Origin of the sequence: Variovorax sp. LjRoot175 (assembly GCF_964253805.1) — a bacterium.
Classification (GTDB): domain Bacteria; phylum Pseudomonadota; class Gammaproteobacteria; order Burkholderiales; family Burkholderiaceae_C; genus Variovorax.
In genome coordinates this window covers 1,958,794-1,974,257 of record NZ_CAXURY020000001.1, presented here as the reverse complement: position 1 = coordinate 1,974,257, position 15,464 = coordinate 1,958,794, and the positions used below count along the sequence as shown (strand labels likewise).

The following is a 15,464-nucleotide window of genomic DNA, read 5'->3' as shown; positions in this document are numbered from 1 at the left end:
AAGGCGTCACCGCCCTCGCCTCTCAGGGCTGGCGGTCGCCGCCGCTGGGCTCTTGCGGCCGCTGGTCCTGTTCGACCGCCACCGCCTGCTCGCCAGCTTGCTCGCCGCGTTCGGCGTTGTCGAAGCGCGGTGCGCGCTCGGCACGCGGCGGGCGATCGCCACGCTCGCGTCGCTCGCCGCGGTCTTCGCGCGGCGGACGCTCGCTGAACTCCATGCCGGCCGGACGCTCGGTCAGCGCCTTCATGGACAGCTTGACGCGGCCCTTCTCGTCGGTCTCGAGCACCTTGACCTTCACGATCTGGCCTTCGCTCAGGTAGTCAGTCACCTTCTCGACGCGTTCGTGCGCGATCTGGCTGATGTGCAGCAGGCCGTCCTTGCCGGGCAGCAGGTTGATGAGTGCGCCGAAGTCGAGGATCTTGGTGACCGGGCCTTCGTAGGTCTTGCCGATCTCGACTTCCGCCGTGATCTGCTCGATGCGCTTCTTGGCCGCTTCGGCCTTGGCCGGGTCGGTCGAAGCGATGGTGATGGTGCCGTCTTCGTCGATGTTGATCTGCGTGCCGGTCTCTTCGGTCAGCGCGCGGATCACCGAGCCGCCCTTGCCGATCACGTCGCGGATCTTCTCGGGGTTGATCTTCATCGTGAACAGGCGCGGCGCGAAGCTCGAGACTTCGGCCTTGGCTTCGCCCATCGCTTCCTGCATCTTGCCCAGGATGTGCATGCGCGCTTCCTTGGCCTGCGCCAAGGCGACCTGCATGATTTCCTTGGTGATGCCCTGGATCTTGATGTCCATCTGCAGCGCGGTAATGCCGTTGGTCGTGCCGGCCACCTTGAAGTCCATGTCGCCCAGGTGGTCCTCGTCGCCCAGGATGTCGGTCAGCACGGCGAAGCGGTTGTCTTCCTTGATCAGGCCCATCGCGATGCCGGCCACGTGCGCCTTCATCGGTACGCCCGCATCCATCATCGAGAGGCAGCCGCCGCAGACCGAAGCCATCGACGAGGAGCCGTTCGACTCGGTGATTTCCGACACGACACGGATCGTGTAGGGGAACTCTTCCTTGGTCGGCAGGCAGGCCACGAGGGCGCGCTTGGCCAGACGGCCGTGGCCGACTTCGCGGCGCTTGGTCGAGCCCATGCGGCCCACTTCACCGGTGGCGAAGGGAGGCATGTTGTAGTGGAACAGGAAGCGGTCTTCGTACTCGCCGGCCAGCGCGTCGATGCGCTGCGCGTCGCGCTCGGTGCCGAGCGTGGTCACGACCAGCGCCTGGGTTTCGCCTCGCGTGAACAGGGCCGAGCCGTGGGTGCGCGGCAGCACGCCGTTGCGGATCTCGATGGGACGCACGGTGCGCGTGTCGCGGCCGTCGATGCGCGGCTCGCCCGAGAGAATCTGGCTGCGCACGATCTTCGATTCGATCGCGAACAGGAGGTCGTTGACCTTGCCCGCGTCGAAGGGCTCGCCGCTTTCCTTCAGCGCGTCCATCACGCTGGCATTGGCCTCGCGCAGGGCTTGCGTACGAGCCTGCTTGCTGCGGATCTGGTAGACGGCGCGCAGCTTCTCTTCGGCCAGACCCTTGACCTTGGCGACGAAGGCTTCGTCCTCGGCCGGCGGCTGCCAGTCCCACACCGGCTTGCCGGCGTCGCGCACGAGTTCGTGGATCGCATTGATCGCGATGTTGGCCTGCTCATGGCCGAACACCACGCCGCCGAGCATGATTTCCTCGCTCAGCTGCAGGGCTTCGGACTCGACCATCAGCACGGCCGCTTCGGTGCCGGCGACGACCAGGTCCATCTGCGAATCTTTGCGCTCGGTCTGCCCCGGATTCAGCACGTACTGACCGTTGATATAGCCCACGCGCGCGGCGCCGATCGGGCCGCTGAAGGGAATGCCGGAGATCGACAGCGCGGCGCTCGTGCCGATCATGGCGGCGATGTCGGCGTCGACTTCGGGATTGAGCGACAGCGTGTGGATCACCACGTGCACTTCGTTCAAAAAGCCCTCGGGGAACAGCGGGCGGATCGGCCGGTCGATCAGGCGCGAGGTCAGCGTCTCGAGTTCGCTGGGCTTGGCTTCGCGCTTGAAGAAGCTGCCGGGGATCTTGCCGGCGGCATAGGTCTTCTCGATGTAGTCGACGGTCAGCGGGAAGAAATCCTGGCCCGGCTTGGCTGCCTTGGAAGCGACGACGGTGGCCAGCACGACGGTGCCTTCGATGTCCACGATCACGGCGCCGCTGGCCTGGCGGGCGATTTCGCCGGTTTCCAGAACGACGGTCTTGCCGCCCCACTGGAAGGTCTTGGTGACTTTGTTGAAGAGACTCATGTTTAGCTCCTGTTTTGATTAGCGGGTTTGCCTGTGGTGATCACAGACCCCGCGGGGCCGGAGCGCTTTCCAGAACACGATGCCATTCCAGAGAAATTCGGCGAGAACTTCGTTGGAATGACACAGCTTCGCTCTGTTTTGGCGGCTCCGAAGTAAAAAACGCCTGAGCTAGCGGACTAACCCAGGCGTTCTTGCATGCGATTCGGCCTTACTTGCGCAGACCCAGCTTGGCGATCAGCGCGGTGTAGCGGTCGGCGTCCTTGGACTTGAGGTAGTCCAACAGCTTGCGGCGGCGGCTCACCATGCGCAGCAGGCCGCGGCGGCCATGGTGGTCCTTGGCGTGCGTCTTGAAGTGCGGGGTGAGTTCGTTGATGCGGGCGGTCAGCAGTGCGACTTGCACTTCGGGGCTGCCGGTGTCGTTGGCGGCGCGGGCGTTGTCCTTGACAACTTCCGCCTTGATGGAGGCTGCGATCATTTGATGATTTTCCTGTTCCGGAATGTTTGACTTGCGACGGGCGCTGGAACTGCACCCGCCGTGCGCCTTGCGGCATGCAAAGCCTTGGGATTATAACCCGCCCCTGGGCTTCGCGCACTTCGTGTCGCGCGCCTTCCCCTTACCGGGGGCTTTGCCGACCGACCGGCAAAGCCGGATCGGTGGCATCCCTGGCATGAAAACCCGAACGACTATCGGGCTGCCAGCCAGGTCTTGAGCCGCTCGACGCCCTGCACCAGGCGTTGCGGATCCTTCGAGGCAAAGCACCAGCGCAGCCAGCCCTGCGCCTCGGGTGCGAAAGCGCTCCCCGGCGCAAGCCCGAGCCCGGCCTCGGCCACCAGGCGCTTGGCCAGCGCCAGTGAATCGTCGAAGCCTTCGAGCTTGAAAAATGCGTACATGCCGCCGCGCGCGGGCGCCACCTGGACGCCCGGGATGTCGGCGAGCAATGGCACCAGCGTGTCGCGGCAGGCCTTGAGGTGCGCGACCACGCGCGGCGTGATCTCCTGGCTGTGCGCCAGCGCAGCGATGCCGGCGCGCTGGGTGAACACGCTCGCGCAGGAAGTGTTGAATTCGATCAGCTTGCCCATGCCGTCCATCAGCACCGGCGGCAGCACCAGCCAGCCGAGGCGCCAACCGGTCATGAGGAAACTCTTGGAAAAGCTGTGCGCGACGACGAGCCGGTCGTCCGGCGTCGAGATGTCCAGAAAGCTGGGCGCGCATCCCTTCGGCGTGGCGTCGAAATAGAGCCGCTCGTAGACCTCGTCGGCCAGGATCCATGTGCCGGTCTGACGGCAGTGGTCGAGGATCGCCTGCTGCTCCGCGCTCGCAAGGGTCCAGCCGGTCGGGTTGTTCGGCGCGTTGACGATGAGCAGCTTCGTCGCCGGCGTGACCGTGGTGCGCAGCGCGTCGAGGTCGAGCGTCCATTGCCCTGCCTTCGGCACCAGCGGCACGGAACGCACACGCGCACCGAGGATCGCGGGCTGCGCCGTCAGGTTGGGCCACACGGGCGTGACCGCGACCACTTCGTCGCCCGCATCGACCAGCGCCTGCACCGCCAGCATCAGCGCATTGACGCCGCCCGAGGTGATGGCGATGCGCGAGGCCTCGATCGCCGGATGCAGCCCGCTCATGTACTGCGCAACGGCCTCGCGCAGTTCCGGCAGGCCCAGGTTGTGGGCATAGAAGGTTTCTCCTTGTTGCAGCGAATCGATCGCCGCCTGGCGGATCACCTCGGGCGTCACTTCGTCGCTCTCGCCGAACCAGAAGGCCAGCACGTCGCTGCGGCCCAGGCCGGCGTTGGCGACCTCACGGATCTTGGAGGCTTCGAGGTTGTGGATGGCTTGGCGCATCGTGTCTGTTCCTTGGAAATTCAGGAGCGCTGCATCTTGCAGCTGGTGGGCATCTCGGCCCGTTCTGCAGGGATTGTCCTCACGACGCGGAAGCCGTAGCCGGAGCCTTCGACGTCGAACTTCACGCCGGGCGTGCCCTGCTTGTCCATCACGCCGACCACCAGGGCCTGCTGGAACTGGTGATCGGCGGCGCGCATGCGGCCGCTCTGGCCCGCCAGCGTGACCTCGGCCTTTTCGAGCGCGCGCGCCACGGCCACGGTGTCGACGCTGCCGGCGCGTTCGACCGCCTGGGCCAGCGACTCGACCAGCAACTGCATGCGCATGTGCACGTAATCCTCGGCCGGTTTGGGGAAGCGCTCGCGGAAGGCGCGGTAGAAGGCTTCGGACTCTCGCGTCTGCACGTTCGGCAACCAATCCGCCACAGCGACCACACGGCCGATGCCGGCATCGCCGATGGCCGCCGGCGCACCGAGCGCGTTGCCGTAGAAGGTGTAGAAGCTGCCGTTGAAACCCGCTTCGCGCGCCGCCTTCACCAGCAGCGTGAGGTCGTTGCCCCAGTTGCCGGTGATCACGGCCTGCGCGCCGCTCGCGAGGATCTTGCTGGCGTAGGGCGCGAAGTCCTTCACGCGGCCCATCGGATGCAACTCGTCGCCGACGATCTGCATATCCGGCCGGAGCGCGCCGAGCTGCCGCTTCGATTCGCGCAGCACGGCCTGGCCGAAGCTGTAGTCCTGCCCGATCAGGTAGACGCGCTTGAGCGCTGCGTCGTTCTTCAGCACGTCCATCAGCGCCGTCACGCGCATGTCAGCATGCGCGTCGAAGCGAAAGTGCCAGAAGCTGCAGCGCTCGTTGGTGAGCACCGGATCGACCGCCGAGTAGTTGAGGAACAGCACGCGGCGCGACGGGTCGCGCTCGTTGTTCTTCTCGATGGCGTCCACCAGTGCGGCCGCCGTAGCCGACGAATTCCCTTGCAGCACGATGCGCGCGCCGTCGTCCATGGCCGCGCGCAGCGCCGACAGCGCCTCCTCGTTCTGGCCCTTGCTGTCATAGCGGTCCAGCTGCAGAAAGCGGGCGCCGCCGGGCAGCTTGACGCCGCCGCGCGCATTCACGCGCTCCACGGCCCACAACAGGTTGCGGAACACCGCTTCGCCGGTGTTGGCGAAGGGCCCGCTCATGCTCTCGATCAGCGCGAGCCGGATCGGCGGCGCGGGCTGCGCATACACCGGCGCTAGCGCCGCCGCGCATAGCGCCATAGCGGCGAATTTCAAGGCCTTGCGGCGCCAAATAAAGCTGGAAAAACTCATCTTGAAACGCCTCCCGCCGCGCCTAGATGAGGTGGCAAGCGGCACTTGTGTTGTTTGAAACGCCGCGCAGTGTAAGGGACACACATTCTTGTCCCCATTGTGTTCATTCAGGAGTTCCCATCATGTTTTTTGCACCCGCAATTCGCACCGCCCGCTTCGTGCCGCGCGCCTATGACCGGAGCCTCGAGCGCTTCGTGAACGATGCCTTTTCCGCCGCGCGCCGTTCGCTCAATGTCGAACAGGACGAAAAGACCTGGACGCTGACGATGGACGTTCCGGGCTTCTCGCGCGAAGACCTGACGATCGGCATCGAAGGTGCCGTGGTTCGCATCGAAAGCAAGGCAGATGCAAAACGCCAATTCAAGGCCGCTTATGAGCTGCCGCAGGACATCGAGGTCGCCACCAGCGAAGCCAAGCTCGAGAATGGCGTGCTGACTCTGAAATTGGGCAAGCTGGTCCCCGTCAGCAACGCCGCCCAGCTCGCCATCAACTGATACGAAATTGTTTCAGAAGCTTGGAAGACGCAAGAAGGTAATCGGGCCGGTAACTTTTTGTTGCCGACCTGATTCATTTCTGAACTCAAAATAAGTGCAGAGAACGTCACATTTGTGGCGTTTTTTTCAAATGCTTTCCTCCTAATTGGCGTTCGATACCTTGACTGCGGGCAGCAGAAAGAAGTCTCGGGCGCTCGACGAAGCGCCATGAAAACGCACTTGAAACTTGCTCACGACGATTCACGGTCGGACACCTTGCTGGTGTTCCTGCCGGGCGCGTTCCTGAAGCCTGAAGAGTTCGAGCGCGAAGGCTTCATCAGCGCGGTCAGGGAGCGGGATCTGGCGGCCGACGCCCTGCTCGTCGACGCCGACGTGTCGTACTACTACGACCAGACCTTCATCGAGCGGCTGCATCACGACATCCTCCGGCCGCAGCGTGCGACGGGTTACAAGTCGATCTGGCTGGTGGGCATCTCGATCGGCGGTTTCGGCGCCCTGATCCACGAACTGGCCAAGCCCGGCGCCGTCGACGGAATCGTGGCGCTGGCGCCCTACCTCGGACGGCGGCCGGTCGGCGCCGAGATCCACAAGGCCGGCGGCCTGCGCGCCTGGAAGGCGCCCGAAGGCCCGCCGCCGGACCAGGAGGTCGATCGCAAGCTCTGGCCCTGGCTTCAGCAGTACGCGGCCTCCAAGCCCGCCAAGGGCCTGCCGCCGCTGTACCTGGGTTTCGGCCTCGCCGACCGCTTCGCCGCCAATCACCGCCTGCTGGCGGAGGCCTTGCCTGCCGGGCGCGTGTTCACCACCGAAGGCGGCCACGACTGGCCGCAGTGGTCGCAACTCTGGCGCAAGGTGCTCGAGGTGCTGCCGCTGCCCTCGCACGGCAAGAAAGGCGCGACTACCCGAACTCCGGCTCCGGCGCGCAGAGCGAAGCCAGTGGCCATCGCGGCTTGACGTCGAAGGCATAGCGCTCGCTCGCCTGCCCCAGGCCGGCCTGCAGGCGCATCGCGGCGGCCATCGCGATCATGGCGCCGTTGTCGGTGCACAGGTGCAGCTCGGGGTAGTGCACGCGCACGCCGCGGTTCGCGCATGCCGCATTGAGCTGTTCGCGCAAAGCCCGGTTGGCACCCACGCCCCCGGCCACCACCAGCCGGTCCAGCCCGGTCTGTTCGATGGCGGCCAGTGATTTCTTCAGCAGCACGTCGACGATCGCGGCCTGGGTCGAGGCGGCCAGATCGGCCTTGCGCGCTTCGAGCTCGCCGCCGAGTTTCCTGGCCTGCGTCAGCACCGCCGTCTTCAAGCCGGCAAAGGAGAAGTCGAGGTCGCCGCTGTGCAGCAGGGGCCGCGGCAGCTTGAAGGCCGCGGCGTCGCCCTCCTCCGCCAGCTTGGCGAGCCAGGGGCCGCCGGGATAGGGCAGGCCCATCAGCTTGGCGCTCTTGTCGAAGGCTTCGCCTGCTGCGTCGTCGATGGTCTCGCCGAGCAGCTCGTAGCGCCCCACGCCGTCGACCCGCATCAGTTGCGTGTGACCGCCCGAGACCAGCAGCGCGACGAAGGGGAACTCGGGCGGATCGGCACTGAGAAAGGGCGACAGCAGGTGGCCTTCCAGGTGATGCACGCCCAGCACCGGCTTGCCAAGCGCCGCGCCCAGTGCACAGGCCACGCCGGCGCCCACCAGCAGCGCGCCGGCCAGCCCCGGCCCGCGCGTGTAGGCGACGACGTCGATCTCGGCCAGGGAGCGGGCGGCCTCGGACAACACCGTCTGCGCCAGGGGCAGCACGCGCCGGATGTGGTCGCGGCTGGCCAGCTCGGGCACCACGCCGCCATAGGCCTGGTGCATCGCGATCTGGCTGTGGAGCGCGTGCGCGGCCAGGCGCGGCAAGCCGCTCGCGCCGGATTCGACCAGGGCCACGCCGGTCTCGTCGCAGGACGATTCGATTCCCAATACAAACATGCGACGAGTGTAGGGTGCGCACGATGTCGGGGCACGGATGTTGCTGCATGTCCTTAGGATGGCTCTTCAGCCATGCCGCCCCACGATGAAATCCGGACTGAGCTTTCTGATGGCCGCCCTGCGTTGCGAAATCGACGCGCTGGAGCAGCTCGCCCGCACCAGCGCGCTGGTCGGCACGATCGGCCGCCTGGTCCATGCGCTGCAGCGCGAACGCGGCATCTCGAACGTGCTGCTGGCGTCGCGTGGCCACCGTTTCGTCTCGCAGCGCAGCGAGCAGATCGCCGAATGCCTGCGCGTGGAAGAGGCGGTGCGCGCTTCGTTCGATCAGCTCGAGGCCGACGCGGGCCGCATCGGCAACGGTGCGCGCCTGTTCAGCCGCATCGCCTGGGTGCTGCCGGGCCTCGAGGGCCTGCCCGAACTGCGCCGTCGCGTCGGCGCCTTGGAGCTCAGCCCGGCTGAGGCGACGGCCGCCTTCGTCAAGCTGATCGCAGGGCTGCTCGCAGTCGTGTTCGAGGCCGCGGACGGCGCCACCGACCCGGAAATCTCTCGCCAGCTGGTGGCCATGTTCAATTTCATGCAGGGCAAGGAGTTCGCCGGCCAGGAGCGCGCCTGCGGCGCCGCGGCCTTCGCCTCGGGCCACAACGACAGCGCGCGCCAGCAGCAATGGCTGCATCTGATCGAATCGCAGGAGCGCTGCTTCCAGGTCTTCGCCGAGTTCTCGGGCGCGCGCATCGCCGAGCTCTGGCGCAGCAGTCAATCCCCCGCCCAATTGGCGGAGCAGGAACGGCTGCGCCGCATCGCCTGCGCGGCACCCGCCGGCGTGGCACTCGATACCGAACTGAGCCAGACCTGGTTCGACTGCTGCAGCCGGCGCATCGACGCCATGCAATCGATCGAAGAGCGCCTGGCCGCCGACCTGCGCCGGATCTGCGAACAGAAAACGAGCCAGGCCCGGGCCGAGCTGCAGGCCCATGACGCGCTGCTGGCCAAGCTGGCGCGCGAGGCGGGTACACCGGCGGCAGTCTTCTTCGACGAGCAGCCCGCTGCAGACGCGCCGGGCCACCCGCAAACCATGGGTTCAGCCACGCCCTACGGCCGGCAGCTCGAGCGATCGATTCTGGAGATGGTGCAGGAGCAGTCGCACCGGCTGCAGGCGATGAGCGACGAACTCGACACCGTGCGCGCGGCCCTGAACGAGCGCAAGCTGGTCGAACGCGCCAAGGGCCTGCTGATGGCACACCGCCGCCTCAGCGAGGAGGAGGCGCACAAGATGCTGCGCCAGACAGCCATGAGCCAGAACCGCAGGCTGGTCGACGTCGCCGAATCGGTGCTCTCGATGGCCGAATACCTGCCCGGCGAGCCGGCGTCCCGGGCGCCTCGCACCTGAATTGGTGCGCTGCACAACAACTGTGCTTCGACGCAGTTCAAGGGATTCGGCGCCTCTTGCCTCACGACGCGGACTTCGGAGGCTATCGATTTGATAGCAAACCACCCCTCTGAACTGCTGGCACGCAGTTTGCTTAACAAACCTGCATAGACCTGCAAGGGTCTTCAGGCAGGTGGCATCCAACGGCGGGTGCGACCCACCGAACCGGACAAAGGCGTCCCCATCCCGCAAGGGCTCGTTATCGAGCGGCCCGTGCGTGGTCGGGACGCCTTTTTTGTTTTGTGCTTTTTGTCTTTTCTTCATTCCGGAGCTCGCCCCATGACCGATTTGCTGAAACCGAAGTTGAATCGCCGCCGCGTGCTGCAAGCCGCCGCCATCGGCGCGGTCGGGCTCGACCCCGCCCTGCGCGCAGCCGTCTGGGCCCAAGGCTCGGACAAGCCAGAAAAGGAGGAAGTCAAGATCGGCTTCATCCCGCTGACCGACTGCGCCAGCGTCGTCATGGCCTCGGTGCTCGGCATCGACAAGAAGTACGGCGTGAAGATCGTGCCGAGCAAGGAAGCCAGCTGGGCCGGCGTGCGCGACAAGCTGGTCAATGGCGAGCTCGACTTCGCCCACGTGCTCTACGGCCTGATCTACGGCGTGCACCTCGGCACCGCCGGGCCGAAGAAGGACATGGCCATCCTGATGACCCTCAACAACAACGGCCAGGCGATCACGCTGTCGAAGAAACTGGCCGACAAGGGCGCGGTCGACGGCGCCTCGCTGGCCAAGGTGATGGCGAAGGAGAAAGGCGAATACACCTTCGCCCACACCTTCCCGACCGGCACCCACGCGATGTGGCTCTACTACTGGCTGGCCGCCAACGGCGTCAACCCGTTGAAGGATGCCAAGGTCATCACCGTGCCGCCGCCGCAGATGGTCGCCAACATGCGCGTGGGCAACATGGACGGCTACTGCGTCGGCGAGCCCTGGGGCCAGCGCGCGATCATGGACGGCATCGGCATCACGGCCGTCACCACGCAGGACATCTGGAAGGACCATCCCGAGAAGGTGCTCGGCACCACCGGCGACTTCGTCAAGAAATACCCCAACACGGCGCGCGCCGTGACGGCCGCGATTCTCGAAGCCGGGAAGTGGATCGACGCCGGCCTGCAGAACAAGAACAAGATGGCCGAAACCATCGCCGACAAGAGCTACGTCAACACCAGCGTGGACGCCATCAACCAGCGCATCCTGGGCCGCTACACCAACGGCCTGGGCAAGAACTGGGACGACCCGAACCACATGAAGTTCTACAACGACGGCGCGGCGACCTTCCCCTACCTGTCCGACGGCATGTGGTTCCTCACGCAGCACAAGCGCTGGGGCCTGCTGAAGGAGCATCCGGACTACCTCAAGGTGGCCACGGAGATCAACCGCATCGACATCTACAAGCAGGCTGCAGCCGCGACCAAGACCTCCGTTCCCAAGGACACGATGCGCAGCAGCAAGCTGATCGACGGCGTGGTGTGGGACGGCAAGGATCCGAAGAAGTACGCCGAGTCGTTCAAGGTCAATGCCTGAGGAGCCCGCCATGGTCAGTGCCGTCTTTCACTCCCCGCTCGAGGCTGCCCAGGGGCAGCTCGCCACGCCGGCAGCCGCCAGGAAGTCCGCGGCCGCCTCCGTCCCGCCTGCAGAGCCCGCGCAGGAAGAGACCACGCCCCGCGCCCCGCGCGACTTCAGCTGGATCTGGCTGCGCGTGCTGCCGCCGATCCTTGGCTTTGCGTTGCTGGTCCTGATCTGGGAACTCGTGGCGCTGAAAAGCACCACCGGCTTCCCGTCGCCGGCCGCCGTCTGGCAACAGGCGCTGACCGTGTTCAGCGATCCCTTCTACAGCAAGGGCCCCAACGACCAGGGCGTGGGCTGGAACGTGCTCTCGTCGCTCCAGCGCGTGGCGCTCGGCTTCGGGCTGGCCGCCGCGGTCGGCATCCCGGCCGGCTTCGCGATCGGTCGCTTCGAGTTCCTCTCGCGCATGTTCAATCCGCTGATCAGCCTGCTGCGACCGGTGTCGCCGCTGGCCTGGCTGCCGATCGGCCTCCTGGTCTTCAAGGGCGCCAACCCGGCCGCGATCTGGACCATCTTCATCTGCTCGATCTGGCCCATGATCATCAACACCGCGGTGGGCGTGCAGCGCGTGCCCAGCGACTACATGAATGTGGCGCGCGTGCTCAATCTTTCCGAGTGGAAGATCCTCACCAAGATCCTGTTCCCCGCCGTGCTGCCCTACATGCTGACCGGCGTGCGCCTCGCGGTCGGCACCGCCTGGCTGGTGATCGTGGCGGCCGAGATGCTGACCGGCGGCGTTGGCATCGGCTTCTGGGTCTGGGACGAGTGGAACAACCTCAACGTCGCCAACATCATCATCGCGATCTTCGTCATCGGCGTGGTCGGGCTCGTGCTCGAGTTCGCGCTGATCCGGATCGCCACCGCATTCACGTTCGAAGAGGTGAAGGCATGACCCTTCGACAAGCTCAGGACGATCGGTCCATCATGAAGTACATCGAAATCCACGACGTCGAACAGCGCTTCAAGACGCCCAAGGGCAGCTTCCTCGCGTTGCGCGACATCAACCTGCAGGTGGCCAAGGGCGAGTTCATCACGCTGATCGGGCATTCGGGCTGCGGCAAGTCCACGTTGCTGAACCTGATCGCCGGCCTCACCACGCCCACGCAGGGCGTGCTGCTGTGCGCCAACCGCGAGATCAAGGGCCCGGGGCCCGAGCGCGCGGTGGTGTTCCAGAACCATTCGCTGCTGCCCTGGCTCACCTGCTACGAGAACGTCTACCTCGCCGTCGAGCGCGTGTTCGCTTCGACCGAGAACAAGGCGCAGCTCAGGGCGCGCACCGAAGCGGCGCTCGCGCTGGTCGGCCTCACGCCGGCCGCGCAGAAGCGCCCCGGCGAAATCTCCGGCGGCATGAAACAGCGCGTGGGCATTGCACGCGCCCTCTCGATGGAACCCAAAGTGCTGCTGATGGACGAGCCCTTCGGCGCCCTCGACGCGCTGACGCGCGCCAAGTTGCAGGACGAGCTGCTGGCCATCGTGCAGAAGACGCACAGCACGGTGGTGATGGTCACGCACGACGTCGACGAGGCGGTGCTCCTGTCGGACCGCATCGTCATGCTCACCAACGGCCCGGCCGCCACCATCGGCGAGGTGCTGGCAGTCGACATCCCGCGCCCGCGCAACCGCGTCGAGCTCGCGGAAGACCCCGTCTACGTGCACGCCCGCAAGGCCGTAATCGACTTTCTCTACACGCGCCAGGCGCACGTGGAGAAGGTCGCGGCCTGAGCGAGCAGGCCGAACACAGGCTCAGGACATGATGACCTGCAGGCTGTGTTCGTACGAGGCGGTGAGCCGGTCGAAGGTATCGGCCAGCACCTCGCTGGCGCGCACCAGATCGGCGCGCCCCTCGGCCCGGTCGGCATGGCGCACGCCGCGCACCAGCCGCAGCCATTCGTCGCGGGCGCCATGGAGCGCGTCGCGGATCTCGGGCGAGCTCAGCGGCGCGCGCTCCAACTCCAGCAGCGAGGCCTCGAAAGTGTCCATGGTGGGCGCGAGGCGCGCGCTCCACGCGCCCTCGGGCAGCATCGCGGCGAGCAGCGCGTCCTTGGCCAGGCGATGGGCGCGCATGCGCTGCCGCCCGCAGAGATTGACGATGCGCAAGGCCCTGCGGCCCGCGGAGGATTCGAGCACGTCGGTGAGCGCCTCGGCCGCGACCAGCAGGTCTTCGCCGCTGGCGTCGATGGCGGTCAGCGAGGCCGCGGACAGCCGCGAGGACAGCGCCGCATCCATGGCATCCCATGCCGAGCGCACGGCCGCCAGCGCCTGCATCGAGGTCGGATCCAGCGGGAGGGAAGCCAGGTGATCGAGGTTGTCCTTGACCCGCTCGACCGACTGCGCGCGCAGGCTGCGGCTGCGCCGCGCATCCACATCCGCGAGCGCCTGCGCCGCCAGGCGCACCAGCCGCTGCGAGAGCATGCGCAACTGCCCGGCACGGTTGATCGCCTCGGCCCACTGGGCCGCCTCGACCACCGAACGCGAGAGTTCACCGACCCGCAGGTTGGCGTGCATCGCTGCACCGCGCAGCATGCCGAACGCGGCGTCCTCGCCGATGCCGCGCGCCGACATCAGGAGCCCCTTGGCGCGGTCCACCCACTTGCGCTCGTCGAGATGGGCGAGCGAGCGCGCCAGCGTGTCGCGCAGCGCAGCCTCGCGCTGCCAGCGCACCTGCGCGCGCGCCAGCACGGCGCGCAGGCTCTGTGCATCCAGGGTTTCGGCGCACGACCAGGCGTGCACGCCCAGCTCGACGAGCGCCTCATGCACTTCTGGCGACAGCGGCTCGCTGATCACCACGACCGGATGCGGCGGAGCGCCAGCCCAGGTATGCAGGGCGGCCTGCAGGTCAGGGATCGATGCGGGCCTGTGGATCAGCACCTGTTGCGGTGCGAGCATGGCGGCCTCCTGCACCATCGTGTCGCAGGTGCTGAAGCCGATGGCGGCGGCATCCGCGCCCGCCAGCACTTGGCTCAGCACCTCGGCATCGGAGTCAGGCAAGACGAGCAAGAGTCGAATCATGGAAGTTGGGTCGCGAACGAGGGGGGCGAGCGCAGCATAGGCGAAGCGAGCCTCTTGCGGCAGGCACGCGTCTTGCATAAGGGAAGGCACGGTGTAACGAAGCACCGCTTTGGTGAAGTCCTCGGCCTGCGCGCCGACCCGGGTCCCGGCAGGGACTCGCTCACCGCCCATCCATTCCGCCGGCTCCCGGCGGGAAACTCCTATTCATCGCCCATCCACGCAGCCGCGCCACGGCTGTGCGGATGCTTTACGCATTGCCACCGCCATGTCCAGCTTCAAGTCATTCCTGCGCTCCGGGCACGCCCCCACCCTCTTCGCGGCCTTCTTCTACTTCATGTTCTCGTGTTGCATCTGGGTGCTGAACGGCGCGATGGCGCCCTTCATCGGCGAGGCCTTCCAGTTGAATCCCGCGCAGATGGGGCTGATGCTGTCGATCCCGATCATCGCCGGCGCGCTGATGCGCTTTCCGCTCGGCATCCTGTCGCAGTACATCGGGCGCAAGAACGCCACGCTGGTGGAGATGGGGCTGATCGCGGTGGCGATGCTGTTCGGCTTCTTCATGGTGCACAGCTTCAACGACCTGCTGGCCATGGGCGTGCTGCTGGGCATCGCGGGCGCCAGCTTCGGCGTGGCCCTGTCGCTGGGCTCGGGCTCCTTCCCGCCGCAGAACAAGGGCCTGGCGATGGGGCTGGTGGGCGCCGGCAACGTGGGCACGGCGCTGTCGGTGCTGGTCGCGCCGCCGCTGGCGCAATGGCTCGGCTGGCAGGCCGTCTACGGCGTCGCGGCGGTGGCCATCCTGCTGCCGATGGCGGTGATGGTGCTGTTCGCGCAGGAGCCGCCCGACGTCGACAGCCACGCCGGCCTGCGCGAGCACGTGGCCTGCCTGTTCGAGAAGGACGGCTGGGCCTTCAGCCTGATCTACGGCGTCACCTTCGGCGGCTTCATCGGCCTCACCACCTTCCTGCCCTCCTACTACTACGACCAGTTCGGCGTGAGCAAGGTGCAGGCGGGCCAGCTGACGATGCTGGCCGCGTTCATGGGCGCGGCGGTGCGCGTGATGGGCGGCTGGATCTCCGACCGCTGGGGCGGCGTCAACACGCTGACGCTGGTGCTGGTGGTGTCGGCGGTCTCGCTGGCGCTGATCGGGCTCTCCTCCGGCTCGCTCGCGATCACCACGCTGCTGCTGATGGTGTGCTTTGCCGCCCTGGGCGCGGGCAACGGCGCGCTGTTCCAGCTGGTGCCGCTGCGCTGGCCGACGACCACGGCCGTGGCCGGCTCGATGATCGGCGAGATCGGCGCCCTGGGCGGCGGCCTGGTGCCCAATGCGATGGGCCTGTCGAAGCAGTACCTGGGCACCTACATGTGGGGCTTCATGCTGTTCGCAGTGCTGGCCCTGGTGATGCTGGGCGTCATGCGGGTCATGCAGATCCGCTGGACGCGGACCTGGGCCGAGAAGGGCGGCCGCGCACGCAGCACGCCGGTCGATCCAGCCGGCGAGGGCGACCGGCCGGTCCGGCCGCTGCGCCGCAGCGCCGGACGGTGATGCCCATGCGCCACCCCT

At 66.7% G+C, this 15,464-nt stretch carries 13 protein-coding genes; 7 read left to right on the top strand and 6 right to left on the bottom strand.

Features of this window, described 5'->3' with window-relative positions; translation table 11 throughout:
* Positions 1-22: 22 nt before the first annotated feature.
* The 4 genes from pnp to ACSQ89_RS09960 form a co-directional block, all read right to left on the bottom strand.
* Entirely contained in the window at positions 23-2,314 is a 2,292-nt protein-coding gene (gene pnp / locus ACSQ89_RS09975; protein WP_436290628.1) for a polyribonucleotide nucleotidyltransferase, read from the bottom strand.
* A gap of 208 nt (positions 2,315-2,522) precedes the next feature.
* Complete coding sequence (gene rpsO / locus ACSQ89_RS09970) at positions 2,523-2,789, bottom strand: 30S ribosomal protein S15 (protein ID WP_007837783.1); 267 nt, start codon at positions 2,787-2,789, stop codon at positions 2,523-2,525.
* Positions 2,790-2,998: 209 nt separating this feature from the next.
* Positions 2,999-4,156 (bottom strand): pyridoxal phosphate-dependent aminotransferase, encoded by a 1,158-nt coding sequence (locus ACSQ89_RS09965; protein ID WP_093102418.1) that lies wholly within the window; start codon positions 4,154-4,156, stop codon positions 2,999-3,001.
* A 20-nt stretch (positions 4,157-4,176) separates the two neighbouring features.
* Positions 4,177-5,460, bottom strand: coding sequence for a branched-chain amino acid ABC transporter substrate-binding protein (locus ACSQ89_RS09960; protein WP_093102416.1), 1,284 nt, complete (start codon positions 5,458-5,460; stop codon positions 4,177-4,179).
* Between the two features lie 122 nt (positions 5,461-5,582).
* Here ACSQ89_RS09960 and ACSQ89_RS09955 point away from each other — a divergent pair, with 122 nt between their 5' ends.
* Positions 5,583-5,954, top strand: a complete 372-nt coding sequence (locus tag ACSQ89_RS09955; RefSeq protein ID WP_436290825.1) for an Hsp20/alpha crystallin family protein — start codon at positions 5,583-5,585, stop codon at positions 5,952-5,954.
* Between the two features lie 219 nt (positions 5,955-6,173).
* Complete coding sequence (locus ACSQ89_RS09950; protein WP_436290629.1) at positions 6,174-6,905, top strand: alpha/beta hydrolase; 732 nt, start codon at positions 6,174-6,176, stop codon at positions 6,903-6,905.
* Here the strand turns inward: ACSQ89_RS09950 and tsaD are convergent.
* A complete protein-coding gene (tsaD, locus tag ACSQ89_RS09945; RefSeq protein ID WP_436290630.1) occupies positions 6,850-7,902 on the bottom strand; it encodes a tRNA (adenosine(37)-N6)-threonylcarbamoyltransferase complex transferase subunit TsaD in 1,053 nt (350 codons plus the stop codon). The genes ACSQ89_RS09950 and tsaD overlap by 56 nt on opposite strands.
* Before the next feature lie 85 nt (positions 7,903-7,987).
* On the opposite strand from tsaD, the gene ACSQ89_RS09940 reads away from it, so the two are divergent.
* From ACSQ89_RS09940 to ACSQ89_RS09925, 4 genes are all read left to right on the top strand, one after another.
* Positions 7,988-9,289, top strand: a complete 1,302-nt coding sequence (locus tag ACSQ89_RS09940; protein ID WP_436290631.1) for a nitrate- and nitrite sensing domain-containing protein — start codon at positions 7,988-7,990, stop codon at positions 9,287-9,289.
* Between the two features lie 318 nt (positions 9,290-9,607).
* Entirely contained in the window at positions 9,608-10,852 is a 1,245-nt protein-coding gene (locus tag ACSQ89_RS09935) for a CmpA/NrtA family ABC transporter substrate-binding protein (protein ID WP_093102409.1), read from the top strand.
* A 10-nt stretch (positions 10,853-10,862) separates the two neighbouring features.
* A complete protein-coding gene (ntrB, locus tag ACSQ89_RS09930; RefSeq protein WP_093102680.1) occupies positions 10,863-11,786 on the top strand; it encodes a nitrate ABC transporter permease in 924 nt (307 codons plus the stop codon).
* On the top strand, positions 11,783-12,616 hold the full coding sequence (locus tag ACSQ89_RS09925) for an ABC transporter ATP-binding protein (protein ID WP_244503705.1): 834 nt from the start codon (positions 11,783-11,785) through the stop codon (positions 12,614-12,616). Before ntrB ends, ACSQ89_RS09925 begins: the two co-directional genes overlap by 4 nt.
* A 21-nt stretch (positions 12,617-12,637) precedes the next feature.
* Here the strand turns inward: ACSQ89_RS09925 and ACSQ89_RS09920 are convergent, their stop codons facing one another.
* Positions 12,638-13,903, bottom strand: a complete 1,266-nt coding sequence (locus tag ACSQ89_RS09920; RefSeq protein WP_436296177.1) for a type IV pili methyl-accepting chemotaxis transducer N-terminal domain-containing protein — start codon at positions 13,901-13,903, stop codon at positions 12,638-12,640.
* 265 nt (positions 13,904-14,168) lie between these two features.
* Here ACSQ89_RS09920 and ACSQ89_RS09915 point away from each other — a divergent pair, with 265 nt between their 5' ends.
* Positions 14,169-15,446: an MFS transporter gene (locus ACSQ89_RS09915; RefSeq protein WP_093102404.1), complete on the top strand. Its 1,278-nt coding sequence runs from the start codon at positions 14,169-14,171 to the stop codon at positions 15,444-15,446.
* Positions 15,447-15,464 lie beyond the last annotated feature (18 nt).